The 21,600-nt window shown below is 58.2% G+C and carries 24 protein-coding genes; 20 read left to right on the plus strand and 4 right to left on the minus strand.

The window, feature by feature from the left end; genetic code table 11:
* Positions 1 to 44 precede the first annotated feature (44 nt).
* From prfB to GRI43_RS03815, 3 genes are all read left to right on the plus strand, one after another.
* Entirely contained in the window at positions 45 to 1,172 is a 1,128-nt protein-coding gene (gene prfB, locus GRI43_RS03805; RefSeq protein WP_160729743.1) for a peptide chain release factor 2, read from the plus strand.
* A 71-nt stretch (positions 1,173 to 1,243) separates the two neighbouring features.
* Positions 1,244 to 1,987: a class I SAM-dependent methyltransferase gene (locus GRI43_RS03810; RefSeq protein ID WP_160729744.1), complete on the plus strand. Its 744-nt coding sequence runs from the start codon at positions 1,244 to 1,246 to the stop codon at positions 1,985 to 1,987.
* Positions 1,988 to 2,013: 26 nt separating this feature from the next.
* Positions 2,014 to 3,420 carry an NAD(P)H-dependent flavin oxidoreductase gene (locus GRI43_RS03815; protein ID WP_160729745.1) on the plus strand — a complete coding sequence of 469 codons (1,407 nt, stop codon included), beginning with the start codon at positions 2,014 to 2,016 and terminating at the stop codon, positions 3,418 to 3,420.
* 193 nt (positions 3,421 to 3,613) lie between these two features.
* Here GRI43_RS03815 and GRI43_RS03820 read toward each other — a convergent pair whose 3' ends face one another.
* On the minus strand, positions 3,614 to 4,936 hold the full coding sequence (locus tag GRI43_RS03820; RefSeq protein WP_160729746.1) for an ammonium transporter: 1,323 nt from the start codon (positions 4,934 to 4,936) through the stop codon (positions 3,614 to 3,616).
* Between the two features lie 113 nt (positions 4,937 to 5,049).
* Positions 5,050 to 6,081, minus strand: coding sequence for a 2-hydroxyacid dehydrogenase (locus tag GRI43_RS03825; protein WP_160729747.1), 1,032 nt, complete (start codon positions 6,079 to 6,081; stop codon positions 5,050 to 5,052).
* Positions 6,082 to 6,172: 91 nt separating this feature from the next.
* On the opposite strand from GRI43_RS03825, the gene GRI43_RS03830 reads away from it, so the two are divergent.
* A complete protein-coding gene (locus GRI43_RS03830; protein ID WP_160729748.1) occupies positions 6,173 to 6,643 on the plus strand; it encodes an SH3 domain-containing protein in 471 nt (156 codons plus the stop codon).
* Positions 6,644 to 6,736: 93 nt separating this feature from the next.
* Here the strand turns inward: GRI43_RS03830 and GRI43_RS03835 are convergent, their stop codons facing one another.
* Together GRI43_RS03835 and GRI43_RS03840 are read right to left on the minus strand one after the other, a co-directional pair.
* The gene (locus GRI43_RS03835; protein WP_160729749.1) at positions 6,737 to 7,120 is read right to left on the minus strand and encodes a hypothetical protein; all 384 of its coding nucleotides are present in this window, start codon (positions 7,118 to 7,120) and stop codon (positions 6,737 to 6,739) included.
* 121 nt (positions 7,121 to 7,241) lie between these two features.
* A complete protein-coding gene (locus GRI43_RS03840; protein ID WP_160729750.1) occupies positions 7,242 to 8,438 on the minus strand; it encodes a thiolase family protein in 1,197 nt (398 codons plus the stop codon).
* A gap of 168 nt (positions 8,439 to 8,606) precedes the next feature.
* On the opposite strand from GRI43_RS03840, the gene GRI43_RS03845 reads away from it, so the two are divergent.
* From GRI43_RS03845 to nuoK, 16 genes are all read left to right on the plus strand, one after another.
* Positions 8,607 to 10,040: a coniferyl aldehyde dehydrogenase gene (locus GRI43_RS03845; RefSeq protein WP_160729751.1), complete on the plus strand. Its 1,434-nt coding sequence runs from the start codon at positions 8,607 to 8,609 to the stop codon at positions 10,038 to 10,040.
* Positions 10,037 to 11,290 carry an SMP-30/gluconolactonase/LRE family protein gene (locus GRI43_RS03850; RefSeq protein WP_160729752.1) on the plus strand — a complete coding sequence of 418 codons (1,254 nt, stop codon included), beginning with the start codon at positions 10,037 to 10,039 and terminating at the stop codon, positions 11,288 to 11,290. Before GRI43_RS03845 ends, GRI43_RS03850 begins: the two co-directional genes overlap by 4 nt.
* Before the next feature lie 103 nt (positions 11,291 to 11,393).
* The gene (gene ndhC / locus GRI43_RS03855) at positions 11,394 to 11,768 is read left to right on the plus strand and encodes an NADH-quinone oxidoreductase subunit A (protein WP_160729753.1); all 375 of its coding nucleotides are present in this window, start codon (positions 11,394 to 11,396) and stop codon (positions 11,766 to 11,768) included.
* An 8-nt stretch (positions 11,769 to 11,776) separates the two neighbouring features.
* Positions 11,777 to 12,322: a NuoB/complex I 20 kDa subunit family protein gene (locus tag GRI43_RS03860; protein WP_160730624.1), complete on the plus strand. Its 546-nt coding sequence runs from the start codon at positions 11,777 to 11,779 to the stop codon at positions 12,320 to 12,322.
* A 14-nt stretch (positions 12,323 to 12,336) separates the two neighbouring features.
* Positions 12,337 to 13,185 (plus strand): NADH-quinone oxidoreductase subunit C, encoded by an 849-nt coding sequence (locus tag GRI43_RS03865; protein ID WP_160729754.1) that lies wholly within the window; start codon positions 12,337 to 12,339, stop codon positions 13,183 to 13,185.
* Positions 13,185 to 14,396 carry an NADH-quinone oxidoreductase subunit D gene (locus GRI43_RS03870; protein ID WP_160729755.1) on the plus strand — a complete coding sequence of 404 codons (1,212 nt, stop codon included), beginning with the start codon at positions 13,185 to 13,187 and terminating at the stop codon, positions 14,394 to 14,396. The genes GRI43_RS03865 and GRI43_RS03870 overlap by 1 nt, the downstream gene beginning before the upstream one ends.
* Before the next feature lie 54 nt (positions 14,397 to 14,450).
* Positions 14,451 to 15,119, plus strand: coding sequence for an NADH-quinone oxidoreductase subunit NuoE (gene nuoE / locus GRI43_RS03875; RefSeq protein ID WP_160729756.1), 669 nt, complete (start codon positions 14,451 to 14,453; stop codon positions 15,117 to 15,119).
* A complete protein-coding gene (locus GRI43_RS03880; RefSeq protein WP_160729757.1) occupies positions 15,119 to 15,316 on the plus strand; it encodes a hypothetical protein in 198 nt (65 codons plus the stop codon). The genes nuoE and GRI43_RS03880 overlap by 1 nt, the downstream gene beginning before the upstream one ends.
* Before the next feature lie 42 nt (positions 15,317 to 15,358).
* Entirely contained in the window at positions 15,359 to 15,538 is a 180-nt protein-coding gene (locus tag GRI43_RS03885) for a hypothetical protein (protein WP_160729758.1), read from the plus strand.
* Positions 15,528 to 16,820: an NADH-quinone oxidoreductase subunit NuoF gene (nuoF, locus tag GRI43_RS03890; RefSeq protein WP_160729759.1), complete on the plus strand. Its 1,293-nt coding sequence runs from the start codon at positions 15,528 to 15,530 to the stop codon at positions 16,818 to 16,820. Before GRI43_RS03885 ends, nuoF begins: the two co-directional genes overlap by 11 nt.
* Complete coding sequence (nuoG, locus tag GRI43_RS03895; RefSeq protein WP_160729760.1) at positions 16,820 to 18,829, plus strand: NADH-quinone oxidoreductase subunit NuoG; 2,010 nt, start codon at positions 16,820 to 16,822, stop codon at positions 18,827 to 18,829. Before nuoF ends, nuoG begins: the two co-directional genes overlap by 1 nt.
* Positions 18,826 to 19,095 (plus strand): hypothetical protein, encoded by a 270-nt coding sequence (locus tag GRI43_RS03900; RefSeq protein WP_160729761.1) that lies wholly within the window; start codon positions 18,826 to 18,828, stop codon positions 19,093 to 19,095. Before nuoG ends, GRI43_RS03900 begins: the two co-directional genes overlap by 4 nt.
* Positions 19,092 to 20,144, plus strand: coding sequence for an NADH-quinone oxidoreductase subunit NuoH (gene nuoH / locus GRI43_RS03905; protein WP_160729762.1), 1,053 nt, complete (start codon positions 19,092 to 19,094; stop codon positions 20,142 to 20,144). Before GRI43_RS03900 ends, nuoH begins: the two co-directional genes overlap by 4 nt.
* Complete coding sequence (gene nuoI, locus GRI43_RS03910) at positions 20,141 to 20,629, plus strand: NADH-quinone oxidoreductase subunit NuoI (protein ID WP_160729763.1); 489 nt, start codon at positions 20,141 to 20,143, stop codon at positions 20,627 to 20,629. Before nuoH ends, nuoI begins: the two co-directional genes overlap by 4 nt.
* Before the next feature lie 29 nt (positions 20,630 to 20,658).
* Positions 20,659 to 21,282: an NADH-quinone oxidoreductase subunit J gene (locus GRI43_RS03915; protein WP_160729764.1), complete on the plus strand. Its 624-nt coding sequence runs from the start codon at positions 20,659 to 20,661 to the stop codon at positions 21,280 to 21,282.
* The gene (gene nuoK / locus GRI43_RS03920; protein WP_160729765.1) at positions 21,279 to 21,599 is read left to right on the plus strand and encodes an NADH-quinone oxidoreductase subunit NuoK; all 321 of its coding nucleotides are present in this window, start codon (positions 21,279 to 21,281) and stop codon (positions 21,597 to 21,599) included. The genes GRI43_RS03915 and nuoK overlap by 4 nt, the downstream gene beginning before the upstream one ends.
* Position 21,600 lies beyond the last annotated feature (1 nt).

Consider the following 21,600-nt stretch of genomic DNA (forward strand, 5'->3'; position numbering starts at 1 on the left):
ATGTCCGTCCGCTAAGCGGGCCGCGACTTTGCGGAGAAAAAATTATGCGTGCCGAAGGGCAGGCTCATATCGACCGGATCGAAGCTGCGCTTCAGCTTGTGCGCCAATCGCTTGATTGGGAGCGCGCTTTGCGGCGTCTCGACGAACTCAGTGCGCGGGTTGAGGACCCGGCCCTGTGGGACCGTCCCAAGGAAGCGCAAACGATCATGCGCGAGCAAAAGCAGCTGCAAAGCGCGGTAGACACCGTGCGGCAGATATCTTCAGAGATGTCCGATGCTGTGGAATTCATCGAGATGGGTGAAGCCGAAGGAGACGAGGAAATCGTCAATGACGGGCTAGCCAGTCTGGAAAAACTGGCGGACCGCGCCGATGCCGACAAGGTTCAGGCACTGCTCGCGGGCGAGGCTGATGCCAACGATACCTACATCGAAATTCACGCTGGCGCGGGCGGCACAGAAAGCCAGGATTGGGCCGAAATGCTCCAGCGCATGTATTCGCGCTGGGCGGAACGCAAAGGCTACAAGGTCGAACTGGTCGATTATCATGCTGGCGAGCAAGCCGGGATCAAATCGGCCACGCTGCTGGTCAAAGGCGAAAATGCCTACGGCTATGCCAAGACTGAAAGCGGTGTTCACCGTCTCGTCCGCATCAGCCCGTACGACAGCTCTGCCAGGCGCCACACCAGCTTCAGTTCGGTATGGGTGTACCCGGTGATCGACGATGATTTCGAGGTCGAAATCAACGAAAGCGACCTGAAGATCGATACTTACCGTGCGTCCGGCGCGGGCGGCCAGCACGTGAACACGACCGATTCCGCGGTTCGTATCACGCACCAGCCAACCGGGATTGTGGTCGCCAGCCAGAATGACCGCAGCCAGCACAAGAACCGCGCAACAGCGATGAACATGTTGAAAGCGCGCTTGTTCGAACGCGAGATGGCTGAGCGCGAAGCGGCAGCAGGTACCGAATACGAATCCAAAACGGATATCGGATGGGGCCACCAGATCCGCAGCTACGTGCTGCAGCCCTATCAGATGGTGAAGGACCTTCGCACGGGCGTGACCTCAACTGCGCCGGACAATGTTCTAGACGGCGCAATCGACGAATTCATCTCTGCCGCGCTGGCCCAGCGTGTGACCGGTGAAACCGTCGATGTTGAAGATGTCGAATAGGGTCTGCCCAGTGGCCTTGTATCTGCCGCAGGGATTTGCACCAGCGGGCCGACGTGCCTAAGAATTCGCGGATGAAGTCTGCCTATCTCATCCTGCCGCTGATGTCTGCAATCGCAGCGCTTGGCGCGTGCAAGCAGGCGCAACCGGACCGGCCTGAAACTGCGAGGCAATTTCCGCTGCCTGACCGGCCCGTGTCCGATCTGGGGGCGAACCAGTTTTCGACTGAAACTGCCCGCGATGCAGCGGGGGAAGCGCAGAGAGTCATGGACCTGGCCGAAATCGAGCCGGGGATGACTGTCGCTGATATCGGTGCGGGCGAGGGGTATTACACCGTGCGCCTGGCCGAACGTGTCGGCAGTGAAGGGCGTGTTCTTGCGCAGGACATCGACGAGGATGCACTGGAAAGGCTTGGGAACAGGGTCGAGAAAGAACGGCTCGACAACGTTTCGATAAAGCTTGGTGCGGGGGACGATCCCCGTCTGCCGGAAAACAGTTTCGACCGGATATTTCTGGTCCATATGTATCACGAGGTTCAGGAACCCTACGCGTTCCTTTACCGTCTGTGGCCCGCCTTGAATGAAGGCGGGCAAGTGATAGTGGTCGATGTAGACCGGCCAACTGATCAGCACGGAATCAATCCGCTTTTGCTGTCATGTGAATTCAAGCGGGTCGGGTTTGAACTGGTGGCATTCAAGGATGCGCCGGAACTGGCAGGGTACTATGCACAGTTCAAAGCAGCGGCTACGAGGCCAGAACCTGAAGACATAAAGCCGTGCCGTGGGGATACAGCGGGCGCGGGAAACGCGGCGAAATAGGTCGCAATTCAAGGAAATGATTTACGATGGCTTTTAAGGGTTTGAGCCCGATTGTGTATGGCGGACGCGAAGTCTGGCCCGTGATCGAAGGCGGCAAGGGCGTTTCTGCGACCAATCACGCGAGCTCCGGTGCTTGGGCTGCTGCAGGCGGTATCGGTACTGTCAGCGCGGTCAATGCAGACAGCACAGATGAAAACGGTGATGTGATCCCGCAGGTCTACCCGCAGAAAACGCGCCGGGAACGCCATGAACAACTGATCCAATACGGTATCGATGGCGGCACTGAGCAGGTGCGCAAGGCCTACGACATTTCCAACGGGCAGGGTGCGATCAACATCAACGTCCTGTGGGAAATGGGCGGCGCGCAGGCGGTGCTCGAAGGTATCCTCGAGAATACCAAGGGCCTTGTAACCGGTGTCACCTGCGGCGCAGGGATGCCTTACAAGCTGGCCGAGATCGCGGCACGCTATAACGTGAGCTATCTGCCAATCATCAGTTCAGCACGCGCATTCCGCGCATTGTGGAAGCGCAGCTATAACAAGGTGCCCGACCTGATGGCTGCGGTAGTTTATGAAGATCCGTGGCTGGCCGGCGGTCACAACGGACTTTCGAACGCGGAAGACCCGCGCGAGCCGCAGGACCCGTATCCACGGGTGAAGGCATTGCGTGAGACGATGCGCAAGGAAGGCGTTTCCGAAGACTGCGCAATCGTGATGGCGGGCGGCGTTTGGGCGCTGCGCGAATGGGAGCACTGGATCGACAATCCAGAACTGGGCAAGATCGCGTTCCAATTCGGTACGCGGCCCTTGCTGACGGAAGAAAGCCCGATCCCGCAGGAATGGAAAGACATGCTGCGGACAATCGAGCCGGGCGATGTGTTCTTGCATAAATTTTCGCCAACCGGATTTTATTCGTCCGCAGTGAAAAACCCCTTCCTGTTCGACCTGATGCACCGCAGCGAACGGCAAATCGCTTTCTCGAAAGATCAAACTGCCGATCAAAGCGTACAGCTCGGTTTCGGCGGCAAAGGTGCGAAGCTTTGGGTTGCACCGTCCGATCAGGAACAGGCCCGCGTTTGGATGGGCGAAGGGCATACAGAAGCCCTCAAGACGCCCGATGACACGCTCGTTTTCGTGACCCCGGAAAAACGCGATGTAATCCGCAAGGATCAGACCGATTGCATGGGCTGTCTGTCGCATTGTGCGTTCTCGTCTTGGAAAGACCACGACGATTACACGACCGGGCGGCTCGCCGATCCGCGCAGTTTCTGCATCCAGAAAAATCTGCAGAACATCGCGCATGGGGAGCCGGTAGACGAGAACCTGGCATTTGCCGGTCACGCAGCATACCGCTTTAAGCAGGATCCGTTCTATTCGAACAATTTCACGCCGACCGTGAAACAGCTGGTCGACCGGATCCTCACGGGCGACTAGCGCGCCCCGATAACTGAATGAATAACTGGCCCTGGCAGAATATCATGTTCTGTCAGGGCTTTCTAATTCTCTGGTCGGTTGCTGAATGAACCAAGCGATACCGGGCAGCCTGAATTCAAGTGCGCGTCTTAGATCGGCGAGGCCGGTACGGCCCGGCCCGGAATAGCGCGGAACGAGAGCGTCCAGACGCGGCTCAATCCATTTCCCAGGCGCGTTCGCCATGGCTGGTGATGTCCAGACCTTCGCGTTCCTCATCGGCGCTTACCCGCATCGGGATTGCCACGGAAACCATCAGGGCCAGAATTGCGCTGACAACCGCGCTGAACAGTGCAACCCCGCCGACTGCGACAATCTGTGCGATCAGCTGGCTACCCATGGTCATACCCTCTGCATAACCGGTGCCGCCAAGATCGCTGCTGAGGAATACACCAAGCATGATCGAGCCGATGATTCCGCCAACGCCGTGCACGGCGAAGACGTCGAGCGAATCGTCAATGTGCAGCTTCTGCTTCACCAGCTGGATTGCGCCGTAGCAGACTACTGCTGCCGCGATACCAAACAGGATCGCAGCGCCAGGCGATACGAAGCCTGCGGCGGGGGTAATGGTAGCCAGTCCGGCAATCGCGCCGGTTGCCCAGCCGACGCTGGTCGCCTTGCCGACTGTGAATTTTTCCACCAGCAACCAGGTGAGCGCGGCAACGCTGGCTGCCACATGGGTGTTGATGATTGCAGATGATGCGTCGTCGGTGGCCGTCAGCGCCGAACCGCCGTTGAAGCCGAACCAGCCGACCCACAGCAATGCCGCGCCCGCCATGGTCAGCGCCGGGGCATGGGGCAGCATCAGTTTCTGCGGAAACCCGTCACGCTTGCCGAGCAACAACGCGATGACCAGTGCCGAGACGCCGGCCGTCGTGTGGACGACAATGCCGCCAGCAAAATCGAGTGCGCCGAATGCCGATGAAAGGATGCCGCCGCCCCACATCCAGTGGGCGACCGGCGCATAAACAACCAAGCCCCACAATGCGCAGAATGCCAGCACCCAGCCGAAACGCGCACGGTCCACCCATGCGCCGACCATCAGCGCAGGCGTGATCACGGCGAACGTCATCTGGAACAGCGCGAAGGTGCTTTCCGGTATGGTCAGCCCCTCGCGCACGTTGCCGAGATTGCCGAGCATCCAGTACATTCCATTGCCCAGCCAGCCATTGGAAACCTGCCCGAAGGCGAGGCTGTATCCGATCACCACCCACAAGACAGACGCGACCGCAGCGACCGCGCCGCACTGGATCAGAACAGACAGGAAGTTCTTGGTGCGGACCAAACCGCCATAAAACAGGCCGAGACCGGGCAGCGACATCATCAGTACCAGTGCGGCCGATGTGAGGATCCATGCGGTATCACCGCTGTCGCTTACAGCAATCTGCCCTGCATCCTGTGCGGAGGCGGGCAAGGGCAGGGCGGCAAGCGTCAACAAAGGCGCGTAGAACGCCGCCTTGAAGCTGCGGAAATTCGGCATCGGTGGTCCCCTCTCGTTCCGGCGGTGCCGGACCAGAGGGCTGCTTATGATTTTTTCCGACTGAAAAACAACCCTGCGACGCAACGATTGTTCACAAGAATTGCTTTGATGGATCAAACCAGCGCGTCGAGCACCTGATCTGGCGGCCGGTGACCGTCTGTCCAGAAGCGGATGTTGGCGATGACTTTTTCGCCAGAAGCCTCCCGGCCTTCTGCCGTGGCGCTGCCAATATGCGGCAAGGTCATGACATTTGCGTGCTGGATCAGGCGCGGATCGACATTCGGTTCATCCACATAAACATCAAGCCCGGCGCCGGCGAGATGACCGCTTTCGAGGGCAGCAATCATCGCTTCCTGATCGACCAGATCACCGCGCGCGGTGTTGATGATACATGCGCCCGGCTTCATCAAGGCGAAGCGCCGCTCATCGAAAAAGCCGATCGTTGCCTCAGTCGCCGGGCAGTGTAGGGTGACGATATCCGACATTGCGATCAGATCGTCTACATCTTCGACATATTTCGCGCCCAACATGCTTTCTATCGCAGCGGGGAGCGGTTTACGGTTGTGATAGGCGATCTGCAATCCGAAGGCTTTTGCCCGGTGGGCAACAGCCTGCCCGATCCGCCCCATGCCGATTATGCCGAGGGTTTTTCCCGATAGCTTACGGCCGAGCAAGCGCGACGGCGCCCATCCGGTCCATTGTCCGCTGCGCACCAGTTCAACCCCTTCGCGAATGCGGCGCGGGACACCGATGATGCCCGCCATGGCGAGATCTGCGGTGTCATCTGTGAAAACGCCTGGGGTATTGGTTACCATGATCCCGCGGTCACGCGCCGCTTTCAGATCGATATGGTCGGTACCGGCGCCGAAGCTGGCAATCAGTCCGAGCTTGTCACCAGCCTGCGCTATAAGGTCTGCGTTAATCTTGTCGGTGACTGTCGGTACCAGAACATCGCAGTCCTGCATTGCCGCCGCCAGCTGTTCACGCGTGAACGGGGTGTCATCGGTGTTGAGGCGGGTGTCGAACAATTCGTCCAACCGCGTTTCCACCGAAGGCATCAGGTGCCGGGTAACGACCACGCGAGGTTTCCCCTCAATCCTGCGGCCGACTGAGTCCTTGCTGGTAATGTCACTGTTATGAGGCATGGTGTGAGCGCTAGGACGCAAGCGGGTAAATCGTCAAGCGACAAGAGATGATGGCTTGATGATGTGCCGCCAAAGGCTCTAACAAGACCAGATGCTTAGCCGGATTCTCCTGTCACTTGTGCTGTTCGCTGCATTTTGCGGTTCGCCGCTGCGCGCACAAGACCGTGACGTGCCTTACTGGGCGACGATCAAGACAGAAGAACTGAACATGCGCGTCGGCCCCAGCCGTGATTACCAGATCGACTGGGTCTATCGCCGCAAGGGGTTGCCGATCAAGGTTGTCCGGGTTTCGGAAGGCTGGCGCCTGATCCAGGATATGGATGGCACGCAGGGCTGGGTGACATCCACACTGCTCAGCCCGCAAAGAGGCGCGCTGGTGGTTGGTGAAGGTACCACCGCGATGCGGGTGGAACCTGCCGAAGAGAGCCAGCTGAAATGGAACCTGGAGGCTGGCGTCGTGGGGATTCTGGGCGATTGTGAAGCAGGCTGGTGCGAGCTCGATGTGAAAGGCCATACAGGCTGGGTCAGGCAGGAGCGGCTCTGGGGTGCAGGCGCACCGTAAGGTTTCTTCAAATCGCATGCAAAAAGGGCGGCCCGAAGACCGCCCTTTTCATTATTCATCCCTGCACAGCTGAGTGTGCTGGAAAGATGCCGATTACGGGCGTTTCATCACGGTGACGGTTTCACCAGCATCTGAAGTTGCGACCCAGCTGCCATCGGCTGCGGGCTCACCATCGGTCCAGCAATCAGGCGCCGATCCTTCTTCTGCTGAATTGAAGCACGTTTGCCCATTGGTCTGGACCATGGTTCCGCGCTCAACCTCGGTGCCGTCGGCACTGGTCGTCGTGTAATTGCCATCTGCATCGATGGTCGTCGTGCTGACAGAGCCGTCAGACGCGGTCACATCATAGGACCCGGCCATGCTCTCTTCAGCGGCCGCTTCTTCTGTCGCGACGACAGTTTCCTGTTCTGCAGGTGCCTCGCCTTGCGAACAAGCTGCCAGAATGGCGCAGCCAGCGATTGCGATAAGTTTCTTCATAAATCCCCTCCTTCGATTGGAATCCCGAAGAGTTATCACTGAATCGCCAGCTTGCCGAATCCTTTGGCAGGCAGATTGGTCAGAGCATCTCGACCGCGACATCCTTTGGCAGGCAGATTGGTCAGAGCATCTCGACCGCGACCGCCGTCGCTTCGCCGCCGCCGATACAAAGACTGGCCACGCCGCGTTTCTTGCCTTGCTGTTTCAAGGCATTGAGCAAAGTCACGATAATCCGCGTCCCGCTAGCGCCAATCGGGTGTCCCAGCGCGGTTCCGCCACCGTTGACGTTGATCTTCTCGTGCGGGATGCCGATGTCACGCATGGCGAACATGGCGACACAAGCAAACGCCTCGTTCACTTCCCACAGGTCTACATCGTCGGCGCTCCAGCCGGCGTGCTGCAGCACCTTTTCGATCGCGCCGATCGGGGCAACTGTGAATTCCGAAGGTTCCTGAGCATGCGCAGCAGTTGCTATGATCCTGGCGACGGGTTTCTTGCCCGTTTCAGACGCGATGCTTTCACGGGTGAGAACAACGGCTGCTGCACCATCAGAGATCGAGCTGGACGTTGCCGCCGTAATCGTGCCGTCTTTAGCGAAGGCTGGGCGCAGAGTAGGGATCTTGTCCGGTCGGCCGCGGCCAGGCGCTTCGTCGGTATCGACCGTCACTTCGCCTTTGCGGGTCGAGAAAGTAACCGGGACCACTTCATCGGCGAAGGCGCCCGTTTCAATCGCGGTGTTTGCGCGCTTGAGGGACTCAATCGAATACGCATCCATTTCTTCGCGGGTCAGCTGATATTCGTTGGCGGTATCCTGAGCAAAGGTGCCCATTGCGCGGCCCTCTTCGTAGGCATCTTCGAGCCCGTCGAGGAACATATGGTCATACGCAGTGTCATGGCCAAGTCGCGCGCCAGAGCGGTGTTTTTTCAACAGGTATGGCGCATTGGTCATGCTCTCCATACCGCCAGCGATAACGGTTTTGACGGAGCCGGATGCAAGGGCTTCGGCGCCCATGATTACCGTCTGCATGCCGGATCCGCACACCTTGTTTACAGTGGATGCTTGCGCAGACTTCGGAAGCCCGGCCTTTATCGCAGCCTGGCGGGCAGGTGCCTGGCCCAGACCCGCAGGAAGCACGCAGCCCATGTAAACGCGGTCGATCTCTTCGCCCGATACACCTGCACGTTCGACCGCAGCCTTGACCGCAGTCGCGCCAAGTTCGGTGGCGGAAACATCGGCCAGTGCGCCCTGCATGCTACCCATCGGGGTGCGGGCGTAAGATAGGATCACTATCGGGTCGTTTGCGGAAAAATGGGCCATGAATTTGCCTTTCATTGAGGTGTCTATTTGCCGCCGAGTTAGTGCGGGGGTGCCGCCAAATCAATCGGCTTGGCGCTCTCACCGCCGAACCGGCAAACACTTTGCTTGTCATTCCTGCCAAGCTGGTGAACAATCAGTGGCAAATAGATACCAATGGAGAGTGATAATATGGCCGGTGATCGCAAAGACGAACTGGAAGCAATCCTCAAAGCTCAGCGTGATGCTTTTACTGCGGCACGCCCGGAGGGGCTCGATAAACGCAAGGACCGTATCAAGCGCGCGATTGCTCTGCTCGTCGATCATGGTGAAGATCTGTGTCAGGCGATGAACGAGGATTTCGGCAATCGCAGCCGTGACCAGTCGATGATGACCGATATCGTCGGCAGCGTGAATTTCGGCAAATATTGCCTCAAGCATCTCGACAAATGGGCCAAGCCTGAAAAGCGCAAGCCGACATTCCCGCTCGGGTTGCTGGGAGCGAAGGCGGAATTGCGGTTTGAGCCAAAGGGCGTGATCGGCATTCTCAGTCCGTGGAATTTCCCCGTACAGCTGTCTTTCAATCCGCTGATGCAGGTTCTTGCAGCCGGCAATCGGGCGATGATCAAGCCATCTGAGTTTACTGAGAAAACGTCTGACATGATGGCTGAATTGGTTGAGAAATACTTCGCCCAGGACGAAGTCGCCGTAATTACCGGCAGCCCGGAAGTGGCGCAGGCGTTCTCGTCGCTTCAGTTCGACCATCTGGTGTTCACCGGATCGACCGCTACGGGCCGCAAGGTGATGGAGGCTGCGGCACGCAATCTGGTGCCGGTAACGCTGGAACTGGGCGGCAAGTCGCCAGTCGTGCTTGGCCATAGCGCCGATCTGGAGAAGGCGGGCGAACGCATCGCAATGGGCAAGATGATGAATGCAGGGCAGATTTGCCTCGCGCCCGATTACATGATCGTCCCCGAGGACAAGGAAGAGGCAGCCGTCGCCGCCGTTCAGCTTGGGGTGCACAACCAGTATCCGACCTTGCTGGACAATGACGATTACGCCTCTGTCGTGACCGACCGTCATTTCGATCGCTTGCAAGGCATGGTGGCCGACGCACGCGAAAAGGGTGCCGAGGTGATCGAGGTTAATCCAGGCGAGGAAGATTTTTCCAACACCAACAGTCGCAAGATGCCTCTGACGATCCTTCGCAACGTCAATGATGATATGCAGGCCATGCAGGAAGAAATCTTCGGGCCGGTGCTGCCGGTGAAAACCTATAAGAATGTTGGAGAGGCCATTGATTACGTGAACGACCATGATCGTCCGCTGGGTCTCTATTATTTCGGCACCGACAAGGCAGAACGTGAGCAGGTTCTCAAGCAGACAATTTCTGGCGGCGTCACCGTCAACGATGTTATCTTCCATGTCGCGATGGACGACCTGCCGTTTGGCGGGGTGGGGCCATCGGGAATTGGATCGTACCACGGACCTGAGGGCTTCAAGGAATTCAGCCACGCGCGTTCAGTCTACAGCCAGCCCAAGATTGACGTAGCCGGAATCGCCGGGTTCAAGCCGCCTTACGGCAAGGCGACAAAGAAGGCGATTTCGACCCAGTTGAAGAAATGAGGGTTTCGGCGTTGCTGCTCGCACTCGCGGCGGCAGCCTGTACCTATCAGCGACCGGTTCAGCCCGTCATTCCGGTCGATAGGGCGGCCCCGGTTTGGCGTGCGGTTTCAGCCGGCACAGGAGCGGTTTCCGGTGAGGCCGAACTGGCTGAACTGGCGCTGGCATATCCTGACAGCGCATCCGTCCATTTGCGGCTGCTGCAGGCATATTTCGGTGCAGAGAATGCGGCAGGGACAGTGCGAGAGGCGTTATGGCTGGCCGTGCGCGGATACTCTTTTGGCGAAGATGCACGCGGCAGGATCCTCGATTTAGCGGGTGAGACCGCCACAGCTGACAGGTTGAGCAGATTACTTGCGCAAAACGCCGTGCGGATAGAAAAGAGTGTTGCGACGGCATCCGTGCCAGATGACGTGTTACTGGTTGAAGGTGTGGCGGTGGATCCGCTGACCGGGGGCCTGATTGTGTCATCGGTAGTGTCACGAACTCTGGCAAGTCAGTCTGCTCCTGGTGTCTGGAATACTGTGTCTCCATCCGATGCCGGCAATCTTAGCGGTATGGCCTTTGATGTTCCGCGTGGAATGTTCTGGGTTGCGTCGGGTGACCTGGGCATGATGCCGCAGGGGGATGAGCCATTTCGCGGCATTTACGGTTTCCGGCAGGGTGAACCGGACAATCCGATCCAGATCGCAGCGCCAGACGGCGTGAATCTTTCCGATGTGACAGTGGCCGCTGACGGTACGGTGTATGCTAGCGATCCGGTTGGCGGCGGCATCTACATGCTCGCGGGTGGCCGGATTTCAGAATTTGTTGCACCCGGCACCTTTCGCTCCCCGCAAGGTCTCGCAATCTCTGCTGATGGGCGCAGGATTTACGTCAGCGACTACAGATACGGCATAGCTATTGTAGACTTGCAGACAGGTTCGGTCTCTCGTCTAGGATCGGCCCGGCCGATGATCCTCGATGGAATCGACGGAATCTGGCGTGTCGGTAACAGCCTGATCGCAATCCAGAACGGGATGATGCCGATGCGGATTGTGGAAATCTCTCTTTCGCCAAATGGCAATTACGCGACCGCTTTGAAGGTGCTGGAGCAGAACCATTCGGAGTGGTCAGAGCCGCTCGGTGGGTCAATTTACGGGGGCGCTCTTTACTACGTTTCCACGGGGCAATGGGACAAATTCGAGGCCGGCGGAACGCTGAAAGACGGGCTCTCGCCAATTCCCACGCAGGTGCGCCGCCTGCCCCTTTGATCGAAACGCAAGCTTTCTCGCCAAATTTGCAAGCGGCTGACCCTTGCACCTGCGCTCTGAGAGGCCTAGAGGCGGGCACGAATTTGAACCCTAGGATTCATGCGTGTTCGACCCATTACAATATCTTCCGATCCTGATTTTCCTGTTCATTGCAGCGGGATTGTCGGCTCTGTTCGTCTTTTTGCCGATGGGCGTTTCGCGTCTGACGGGCTCACACAATCCCGATGCTGAAAAGCTGAGCGAGTATGAGTGCGGCTTCCCCGCATTCGAAGACCCTCGCAGCCAGTTTGATGTTCGCTTCTATCTTGTCGCGATCCTGTTCATCATCTTCGACCTGGAGGCGGCATTCCTCTTCCCGTGGGCAGTCAGCCTCGAATTCACCGGTTGGGCCGGCTGGATCACCATGATGACCTTCCTGCTCGAACTGATCATTGGTTTTGCATACGCGTGGAAAGTAGGAGCTCTGGAATGGGAGTAGATAACGCCATGACCGCAGCTCACATGCCAACGGCACAAGGCGGCGAGGTTCGCCAGCCAAACGCGGATTATTTCAACGCGCTTCAGACCGAGGTTAATGACAAGGGATTCCTGGTCACGAGCACCGAAGACCTGTTTGAATGGGCGCGTACCGGTTCGCTCTGGTGGATGACCTTTGGTCTCGCTTGCTGCGCAGTCGAGATGATCCACGTTAATATGCCGCGTTATGATATGGAGCGGTTCGGCGTCGCCCCGCGCGCGTCACCGCGCCAGTCCGACGTTATGATCGTTGCCGGCACTCTGTGTAACAAGATGGCTCCGGCTCTGCGCAAGGTCTATGACCAGATGTCCAATCCGAAATATGTCATTTCGATGGGCAGCTGCGCAAATGGCGGTGGTTATTACCATTACAGCTACAGCGTGGTTCGCGGGTGTGACCGTATCGTACCGGTGGATATCTATATTCCCGGTTGTCCACCGACGGCAGAAGCTTTGCTCTATGGCGTGATGCAGTTGCAGCGGAAGATCCGCCGTAGCGGCACGATCGAGCGTTAAGGGCGGTAACCGACATGGCTGTACTTCACTCCGCCCCCAAATTCGCCGCGAATGACGGTGTTCAGGAAACCCTCGCTGCGGCGATGGGTTCGATGCTGCTTGATGCGCGCGAAACGCACGGCGAAATCTCCTTCACTGTCAAGCGTGACAGCATCGAAGATGTCCTGCGTCTACTGCGCGATGACCACGCTTATCAGCAGCTTATGGAGATCGCTGGTGTCGATTTTCCTGGCCGCGAAGAGCGTTTCGAAGTCGTCTACATGCTGCTTAGCGTGACCAAAAACCACCGCGTGATGGTCAAGGTCAGCGCTTCTGAAGATACGCCTGTGCCGACAGTAACGACGCTGTGGCCGAATGCTGGCTGGCTCGAACGTGAAGTGTTCGACATGTACGGCGTGCTGTTCGACGGAAACACCGATCTCCGCCGGATCCTGACCGATTACGGTTTTGAAGGGCACCCCTTTCGCAAGGATTTCCCGCTCACCGGCTATACCGAACTGCGTTATTCCGAAGACGAAAAGCGCGTTGTCTACGAACCGGTGAAACTGGCACAGGATCTGCGTCAGTTCGATTTCATGAGTCCTTGGGAGGGCGCAGATTACGTTCTTCCAGGTGACGAGAAAGCGGATACCCCGCCGGTAGACGAGCCCAAGACAACTGAGAGCCCCAAGCAGACAGGTGCTGGGGCCAAAGCGGATGCCAAGGCGGCTGAAAAAGTCAGCGATGGCGCGCCAGACAAGGAAAAGGGCGGCAAGGCTGCGAACCCTCCTGAACCGACAGAGGATCGCCCCGCCAAGAAAGCCCGCAAGGGTAAAACGACCGACACCAAGGCTGCTACCAAGCCGAAGGGAGGGGCCAAGTAATGGGCGTCCAACTCGAAGAATCGCCGACTACCGGTGATGAGGTCATCTCCAATTACACCATCAATTTCGGCCCGCAGCACCCTGCGGCGCACGGCGTTTTGCGGATGGTCATGGAGCTCGATGGGGAAATCATCGAACGGATCGATCCCCATGTCGGATTGCTGCACCGCGGCACCGAGAAACTGATCGAGCACAAAACCTACCTGCAGGCGCTGCCGTATTTCGACCGTCTCGATTACTGCTCGCCGCTTTGCCAGGAACATTCCTACGTTCTCGCGATCGAGAAGATGTTGAATGTCGAAGTGCCCGAGCGCGCCCAGTATCTGCGCGTTCTGTTCGCCGAGCTGACCCGTATCTGCAACCACATGCTTAACATTGGTGCGCATGTGATGGATGTTGGTGCGATGACGCCGAACCTGTGGGTGTTCGAGCTTCGCGAAGATTGCATGAACTTTTTCGAACGGGCTTCTGGCGCGCGCATGCACGCGGCATGGTTCCGTCCGGGCGGTGTGCACCAGGATGTGCCGCTGAAACTGCTCACCGACATTGGTGACTGGGTCGATGGCCGCCTGCCGGAACTGTTCGGCGACGCGATGAGCCTGGTGCTCGACAATCGCATCTTCAAACAGCGTAACGTTGACATCGCGCATGTCGGCAAGGAAGACGCGCTAGCCTGGGGCTTCTCGGGCCCGATGATCCGTGCTGCCGGTATCCCCTGGGATTTGCGCAAGTCGCAGCCATACGATGTTTATGACCGAATGGATTTCGAAATCCCGGTTGGGACGAATTCGGATTGCTATGATCGCTTCGTCGTTCGCGTGAAAGAAGTCTACGAGAGCGCCAAGATCATCAAGCAGTGCCTTGCGGAAATGCCCGAAGGGCCAATCTGCTCGGACGACCGCAAGGTTTCCCCGCCCAAGCGCGGCGAAATGAAGCAGTCGATGGAAGCGCTCATCCACCACTTCAAGCTGTACACAGAGGGCTTCCATGTCCCTGCGGGCGAAGTCTACGTGGCGACCGAGAGCCCCAAGGGCGAATTCGGCGTCTATCTGGTCAGCGACGGATCGAACAAACCGTATCGCTGCAAGATTCGTCCGACAGCGTTCAGCCACCTTCAGGCGATGGATTTCATGTCGAAAGGCCACATGCTGCCGGACGCGACCGCCATTCTCGGCGCGATCGACGTGGTGTTCGGGGAGTGCGACCGGTGATTGCGGTGTCTCCAGTTTTCCTCGGTCTGACCAATTCATGCAGAGAGCAGTCTAATGGCTAATCGTCATCTCGCACACGATACGCCCGAACTCCGCGCGCGCTGGGGCTCTTTCGCTTGGACGGAAGAGAACAAGGCGAAGGCGGACTACCATATCGCCAAATATCCACCTGGCCGGCAGAAATCTGCGGTTATGCCGCTGCTAGATCTGGCGCAGCGCCAGGTCGGCGCGGAAACCGATACGCAGGGCTGGTTGCCGCTGCCGGTGATGGAATACATCGCCGATTATCTCGATATGCCGGTAATCCGTGTGGTCGAGGTTGCGACCTTCTATTTCATGTACAACCTTGTTCCCGTGGGTAAATTCCACGTGCAAGTCTGCGGAACCACCCCCTGCATGCTGCGCGGTAGCGATGATATTATCGCCGCTTGCAAGAAGCGCGGCATGGCCAAAGGCGAAGTTTCGGAAGACGGCCTGTGGACGCTGACCGAGGTCGAATGCATGGGCAATTGCGCCACAGCGCCAATGGTTCAGATCAACGACGGCAATTACGAAGACCTGACGGTTGAACGGCTCGATGCCGTTCTCGACGCGCTGGCCGCCGGTAAGGAGCCGAAGGAAGGCACGCAGGAGCCGGGGCGTCATACCTCCGAGCCGAGCGGCGGCCCGACCACTCTCAAGGATATGGTCGACGCCAATCATGATTACCGGAAGGAATGGTGATGGAGTTCGTACGGACCCGCAAATTATCGCGCATCGCCATGTCGCTTGGCAGTCTGTCGGTCATTGCCGGCGGCCTTACGATGTATTTCGGACCGGACGGCCTTGGTGACGGGATGATGATTGCCGGCTTTGCACTGCTAATTGGCGGCGTGGCTGCGCTCGCATCGACACCGGTTGGAGAAGACGAAGGTGATTGAGCGCACCGTGAATTCTTGCACTCGTAACGGGGTATTTTGCTGATGGGCAGCGTACTCCTTTTTGCGGCTGCTGGCCTGCTTGGCTTCCTCCTCGGCGCATATCTTGCCGCTGCAGGTGACAAACAAGTGGGTGTTGCGCTGATGGCGGCAGGTCTGGTTTTCCAGCTCCTTTCGCTGCGCCAATTGAAAATGCTGAAGAAAGGCGACGGCAATGCTCGCTGACAAGGATCGCATCTTTACCAACGTTTACGGTTTTCAGGACTGGGGCCTGAAAGCTGCGCAGAAGCGCGGCGACTGGGACAATACCAAGGACCTGATCGGCAAGGGTCAGGACGCGATTATCGAGGAAATCAAGGCTTCGGGTCTTCGCGGGCGGGGTGGTGCAGGCTTCCCCACCGGCCTCAAATGGTCGTTCATGCCCAAGGAAAGCAAAGATGGCCGTCCCAGTTTCCTAGTCATCAATGCCGACGAGTCCGAGCCCGGTTCGTGCAAGGACCGCGAAATCATCCGTCATGATCCACACAAGCTGATCGAAGGCGCACTGGTTGCCGGTTTCGCGATGCGTGCACGGGCCGCCTACATCTACATCCGCGGCGAGTATATCCGCGAGGCGGAAACGCTGCAGAAGGCGATCGACGAAGCTTATGCCGCCGGATTGATCGGCAAGAATGCCAGCAAGTCGGGCTATGACTTCGATGTGTTCATGCACCGCGGCGCTGGCGCTTACATTTGCGGTGAAGAAACCGCGATGATCGAAAGCCTCGAAGGGAAGAAAGGCCAGCCGCGCCTCAAACCGCCATTCCCGGCCGGTGCGGGCCTTTATGGCTGCCCGACCACGGTAAACAACGTCGAAAGCATCGCGGTTGTGCCCACAATCCTGCGCCGCGGCGGTTCGTGGTTCGCTGGCTTTGGCAATGAGGGCAATCACGGGACCAAGCTGTTCCAGATCAGCGGCCACGTTGAAAAGCCATGCGTCGTCGAAGAGGAAATGAGCATTCCTTTCCGCGAACTGATCGAAAAGCATTGCGGCGGCATTCGCGGCGGATGGGACAATCTGCTGGCGGTTATCCCGGGCGGTTCTTCGGTTCCGCTGGTTCCGGCAAAGGACATCATCGATGCGCCGATGGATTTCGATGGCCTGAAAGCTGTCGGGTCGGGCCTCGGCACGGCTGCGGTCATCGTGATGGACAAGTCGACCGACATCGTCCGGGCGATTTCGCGCCTCAGCTATTTCTACAAGCACGAAAGCTGCGGCCAATGCACGCCGTGCCGCGAAGGCACAGGCTGGATGTGGCGCATGATGGAGCGTCTGCGCACCGGCGACGCGGCAATCGAGGAAATCGATATGCTGCAGCAGGTTACCAAGCAGGTTGAAGGCCACACCATCTGCGCGCTCGGCGATGCCGCAGCGTGGCCGATCCAGGGCCTGATCAAGCATTTCCGCCCCGAGCTGGAGCGACGAATTCATGAACACAATGCCCAATTTGCGGAGGCGGCCGAATAATGCCTAAAGTCACCGTAGACGGACAGGAACTCGAAGTACCAGAAGGCGCAACCGTCCTTCAGGCTTGCGAGCTTGCGGGTAAGGAAATTCCGCGTTTCTGCTACCATGAACGCCTGAGCATTGCGGGCAATTGCCGCATGTGTCTGGTCGAGGTTAAGCCCGGTCCACCCAAGCCGCAGGCAAGCTGTGCGCTCCCCGCGACCGAAGGTCAGGAAATCCGCACCGACAGCGAAATGGTGAAGACCGCGCGCGAAGGCGTGATGGAATTTCTGCTGATCAATCACCCGCTCGATTGCCCGATTTGCGATCAGGGCGGCGAGTGCGATCTGCAGGACCAGTCAGTCGCCTATGGCCGCGGCGGTTCGCGTTACAATGCGAACAAGCGCGCCGTGACTGAAAAATACATGGGTCCGCTGATCAAGACGGTGATGACCCGCTGCATCCACTGCACACGCTGCGTGCGTTTCTCGGAAGAGATCGCCGGCGTGGACGAAATCGGTGCGCTGTATCGCGGCGAAGACATGCAGATCACGACCTATCTCGAACAGGCTGCGCAGCATGAGCTGAGCGCTAACGTGATCGATTTGTGCCCGGTCGGCGCGCTCACCTCGCGCCCCTATGCGTTCGAGGCACGCCCCTGGGAACTGAAGAAAACCCTCAGCATCGACGTTTCCGATGCGGTCGGTGCGAATATTCGCCTCGACAGCCGCGGGCGCGAAGTCATGCGTGCGTTGCCGCGCATCAATGATGACGTGAACGAGGAATGGTTGAGCGATAAGGGCCGCTACATGGTCGACGGCCTGACCAAGCGACGCCTCGACAAGGTGTTCATGCGCAAGCGGGGCAAGCTGACCGTAGCAAGCTGGGAAGAAGCGTTCCAGGCTATCGCCAAGGCCAAGCCGGGCAAGTCGATTGCCGCGGTTGCGGGCGACATGGTCGATTGCGAAACGATGTTCGCTGCCAAGGCGCTGCTCGGCGCGATGGGCAGCAAATTGCTCGAAGGCCGCCAGACGGGGATGGATTACGATGTATCCAGCCTTGCTGCGGTCAATTTCAATTCCACCTTCGCTGGTATCGAGACCGCCGATGCGATCCTGATTGTTGGAAGCAACATTCGCTGGGAAGCGCCGCTGGTCAACGTCCGGCTGCGCAAGGCAGTTAAGAACGGCGCCAAGATATTCATCGTCGGGCCGCACTGGGAAACAACCTTCCCGGCAGAATTTCTGGGCGAAGACCTCTCGGTTCTCTCCAAACTGCCCAAGGCGGCAGCTGATGCATTCAAGGGTGCAGAACGCCCCGCGATCATCATGGGCGGCGCGGCACTGGCCAAGGGCGCGCTTGGTACCGGACTTGCCTTTGCAGACAAATTCAAGCTCGCTCGCGATGGCTGGAACGGCTTCAACGTGATGCACTTCTCCGCTGCGCGCATGGGCGGGCTGATGCTCGGCTACGCGCAGAAGGGCGGCATGGCGGATATCGCCAAGGCGAAGCCGAAGGTCGTGTTGTCTCTGGGCGCTGACGAAATGGATTTCGAGCCGTTCGCAGATAGCCTGAAGGTCTATATCGGCCATCACGGCGACAAGGGCGCACACGCGGCGGACATCATTCTGCCGGCGGCATCCTACGCTGAAAAAGACGGTACCTATGTGAATACAGAGGGCCGTGTGCAGTTCGCCGAGAAGGCCGTTTTTGCGCCGGGTGACGCACGCGAAGACTGGACGATCCTGCGCGCGCTTGCCGATGCGCTGGGTGTGGATGTCGGGTTCGACAGCTTCGTGCAGCTTCAGTCCGCGATGATCAAGGCTGTGCCTGCGCTGGGTGAAGAAGGCCTCGCCGATTACGGCGCGCTGCCTAAAGCGGACAGCAAGGCCAAGGCAGAGGGCGAAATTTCTGCCTATCCGATCAAGGATTTCTACCTCACTAACCCGATTGCTCGCGCCAGCGCGGTGATGCAGCAATGTTCGGCTGAACTGCTGCACGGGGATGAATTGAAGGAGGCGGCAGAATGACAGGCTTGCCCGATCTGCTTCGCCGAATGCCATATATTATTTATGGTGCTGCTGCGGTGGTTTTTGTTTGGAATCTGGCCAATCAATGGTTCGGGATGGTTGGCCTTGGCATGTACGGTACTCCGGGCATGGAGAGCGTGGCCGCGTTTCAAAAGTCGGTTGCATTGTATGGTGCGTTCGTTGAGGCAATCTACCTCGTTGCAAACGGCGCAATGATCCATGTTCTCATCAAGATACATGACAAGATGAAAGCGACGGCAGAATGACCGAATTCTTCCAATCTCTCGGCATGAGCTACGAATGGGCGTGGGGAACCGCGACCATTTCCGGTGTTCTGCTGATCGCTTTGCCGCTGATGCTGGCCGTGGCGATGATCATCTATGTCGACCGCAAGGTGTGGGCGGCGATCAACCTTCGGCGCGGTCCGAACGTGGTCGGTCCGTTCGGCCTGCTTCAGTCATTTGCTGACGGCCTCAAGGTATTCCTCCAGGAAACCATTGTCCCGAGTGCGGCGAACAAGGGGATTTTCCTGCTTGCGCCGATCATCACCTTCACCGTGGCGCTGGTTGCATGGGCGGTGATCCCGTTCGATGCAGGTGTCGTGCTGGCCGATATCAATGTCGGATTGCTCTACATCCTCGCGATCAGTTCGCTGTCGGTTTATGGCGTGGTCATGTCGGGTTGGGCATCCAATTCCAAATACCCGTTCTTTTCCGCCATGCGTGCCGCCGCGCAGATGATTTCCTACGAAGTTTCAATCGGTTTCATCCTGGTGTGCGTGGTGCTCTACGCCGGCACATTCAATCTGAGCGGCATTGTCGAGGCGCAGCGCGGTCACGGGTTCGGCATCGTCAACGCTTATGTGTTCAACATCCTGCTGTTCCCGATGTGGATCATGTTCTTCATCAGTTCGCTGGCGGAAACGCAGCGCGTTCCGTTCGACCTCACCGAGGCGGAATCGGAACTGGTGGCAGGTTACCAGACCGAATACAGCTCGATGTCGTTCGCGCTGTTCTGGCTCGGCGAATACGCCAACATCCTTCTGATGTGCTCGCTCAGCACGATCCTGTTCTTTGGTGGCTGGTTGCCGCCTCTGAATATCGATCTGATCCCATGGTTCGACATTCCGGGCATCGTCTGGTTCCTGCTGAAGACATTCTTCTTCTTCTTCATGTTCAGCTGGGTGATGGCGACCGTCCCGCGCTACCGTTATGACCAGCTGATGCGGCTTGGCTGGAAAGTCTTCCTGCCGCTGAGCCTGCTGTTTATTTTCCTGATTTCAGGCTATCTGATGCTTACGAGGTACGCGGCATGAGTTCCGTCGCCCATCTGATCAAATCATTCACCCTGTGGGAATTCGTCAAGGCGCATATGCTGACCTTGAAGTATTTCTTCAAACCCAAGGTGACGATCAACTATCCGTTCGAGAAAAACCCGCTGAGCCCGCGTTTCCGCGGTGAGCATGCGCTGCGCCGCTATCCCAACGGGGAAGAGCGCTGCATTGCGTGCAAGCTGTGCGAGGCGGTGTGCCCGGCGCAGGCGATCACTATCGAGAGCGAACCGCGTGAAGACGGCAGCCGCCGCACGACACGCTACGATATCGACATGACCAAATGCATCTATTGCGGTTTCTGCCAGGAAGCGTGCCCGGTGGATGCTGTGGTCGAAGGTCCAAACTTCGAATACGCAACCGAAACACGCGAGGAACTGCTGTACGACAAAGCGAAATTGCTGGCGAACGGGGACAAGTGGGAGCGGGCAATTGCCGCAAACCTTGAAGCCGATGCGCCGTATCGCTAACCGCCGCGGCTAACCGAGAAACTGGGGCTATGATACAAACCTTCGCCTTTTACCTATTCGCGTTTTTCGTGATCGCCAGCGGCGTATTCACGATAACTTCGCGCAATCCGGTCCACTCAGTCCTCTGGCTGATCCTTGCATTCTTCAACGCTGCCGGCCTGATGGTGCTGGTTGGCGCGGAATTCATCGCGATGCTGCTGGTCATTGTCTATGTCGGCGCGGTCGCGGTGCTGTTCCTGTTCGTGGTCATGATGCTGGACATCGATTTCGCGGAATTGCGGGGCGGCTTCATCAAGAACTTCCCGCTGGGCCTTGCCATCGCTCTGGTGCTGCTGGCCGAGCTGGTTCTGGGCATTGGTGCCTACCGTGCCGGATCATTGCAGCTGGGGGTCGCGGATGGAACGTCTGCAGGCTTGGCCGGTGAAAGCAACACGGCCAACATCGGTGTGCTGCTCTACAGCGATTACATCTTCCTGTTCGAAGCGGCGGGTATCATCCTGCTGGTGGCGATGATCGGGGCAATCGTTCTGACCTATCGCGAACGCCCGGATGGCGCACGCGGACACCAGAATATTACAAAGCAAAACATGCGCCGGCCTGAGGACGCAACAATCATGACGCGTCCGGAGATCGGCAAGGGGGTCGAGCTATGACCGGTATCACTGGAATCGGGATCGAGCATTATCTCGTAGTCGGCGCGATCCTGTTCGTGCTCGGCGTGCTGGGCATCTTCCTCAACCGCAAGAACATCATCGTCATTCTTATGGCGATCGAACTGATCCTGCTGTCGGTGAACATACAGCTGGTCGCATTCAGCGCGTTCCTGAACGACCTCGTCGGCCAGGTTTTCGCGATGTTTGTGCTGACCGTTGCTGCCGGCGAGGCGGCCATCGGGCTCGCCATTCTCGTGATTTACTTCCGTGGTCGCGGCACGATTGCCGTCGACGACGTCAACCGGATGAAGGGATAAG

This window comes from Pontixanthobacter luteolus (assembly GCF_009828095.1).
In the GTDB taxonomy this organism is placed as follows: domain Bacteria; phylum Pseudomonadota; class Alphaproteobacteria; order Sphingomonadales; family Sphingomonadaceae; genus Pontixanthobacter; species Pontixanthobacter luteolus.

Coding starts and splice junctions, on each gene's coding strand:
- prfB (WP_160729743.1), top strand. CDS start 45: ATGCGTGCCGAAGGGCAGGCTCATATCGACCGGATCGAAGCTGCGCTT.
- GRI43_RS03810 (WP_160729744.1), top strand. CDS start 1,244: ATGAAGTCTGCCTATCTCATCCTGCCGCTGATGTCTGCAATCGCAGCG.
- GRI43_RS03815 (WP_160729745.1), top strand. CDS start 2,014: ATGGCTTTTAAGGGTTTGAGCCCGATTGTGTATGGCGGACGCGAAGTC.
- GRI43_RS03820 (WP_160729746.1), bottom strand. CDS start 4,936: ATGCCGAATTTCCGCAGCTTCAAGGCGGCGTTCTACGCGCCTTTGTTG.
- GRI43_RS03825 (WP_160729747.1), bottom strand. CDS start 6,081: ATGCCTCATAACAGTGACATTACCAGCAAGGACTCAGTCGGCCGCAGG.
- GRI43_RS03830 (WP_160729748.1), top strand. CDS start 6,173: ATGCTTAGCCGGATTCTCCTGTCACTTGTGCTGTTCGCTGCATTTTGC.
- GRI43_RS03835 (WP_160729749.1), bottom strand. CDS start 7,120: ATGAAGAAACTTATCGCAATCGCTGGCTGCGCCATTCTGGCAGCTTGT.
- GRI43_RS03840 (WP_160729750.1), bottom strand. CDS start 8,438: ATGGCCCATTTTTCCGCAAACGACCCGATAGTGATCCTATCTTACGCC.
- GRI43_RS03845 (WP_160729751.1), top strand. CDS start 8,607: ATGGCCGGTGATCGCAAAGACGAACTGGAAGCAATCCTCAAAGCTCAG.
- GRI43_RS03850 (WP_160729752.1), top strand. CDS start 10,037: ATGAGGGTTTCGGCGTTGCTGCTCGCACTCGCGGCGGCAGCCTGTACC.
- GRI43_RS03860 (WP_160730624.1), top strand. CDS start 11,777: ATGACCGCAGCTCACATGCCAACGGCACAAGGCGGCGAGGTTCGCCAG.
- GRI43_RS03865 (WP_160729754.1), top strand. CDS start 12,337: ATGGCTGTACTTCACTCCGCCCCCAAATTCGCCGCGAATGACGGTGTT.
- GRI43_RS03870 (WP_160729755.1), top strand. CDS start 13,185: ATGGGCGTCCAACTCGAAGAATCGCCGACTACCGGTGATGAGGTCATC.
- nuoE (WP_160729756.1), top strand. CDS start 14,451: ATGGCTAATCGTCATCTCGCACACGATACGCCCGAACTCCGCGCGCGC.
- GRI43_RS03880 (WP_160729757.1), top strand. CDS start 15,119: ATGGAGTTCGTACGGACCCGCAAATTATCGCGCATCGCCATGTCGCTT.
- GRI43_RS03885 (WP_160729758.1), top strand. CDS start 15,359: ATGGGCAGCGTACTCCTTTTTGCGGCTGCTGGCCTGCTTGGCTTCCTC.
- nuoF (WP_160729759.1), top strand. CDS start 15,528: ATGCTCGCTGACAAGGATCGCATCTTTACCAACGTTTACGGTTTTCAG.
- nuoG (WP_160729760.1), top strand. CDS start 16,820: ATGCCTAAAGTCACCGTAGACGGACAGGAACTCGAAGTACCAGAAGGC.
- GRI43_RS03900 (WP_160729761.1), top strand. CDS start 18,826: ATGACAGGCTTGCCCGATCTGCTTCGCCGAATGCCATATATTATTTAT.
- nuoH (WP_160729762.1), top strand. CDS start 19,092: ATGACCGAATTCTTCCAATCTCTCGGCATGAGCTACGAATGGGCGTGG.
- nuoI (WP_160729763.1), top strand. CDS start 20,141: ATGAGTTCCGTCGCCCATCTGATCAAATCATTCACCCTGTGGGAATTC.
- GRI43_RS03915 (WP_160729764.1), top strand. CDS start 20,659: ATGATACAAACCTTCGCCTTTTACCTATTCGCGTTTTTCGTGATCGCC.
- nuoK (WP_160729765.1), top strand. CDS start 21,279: ATGACCGGTATCACTGGAATCGGGATCGAGCATTATCTCGTAGTCGGC.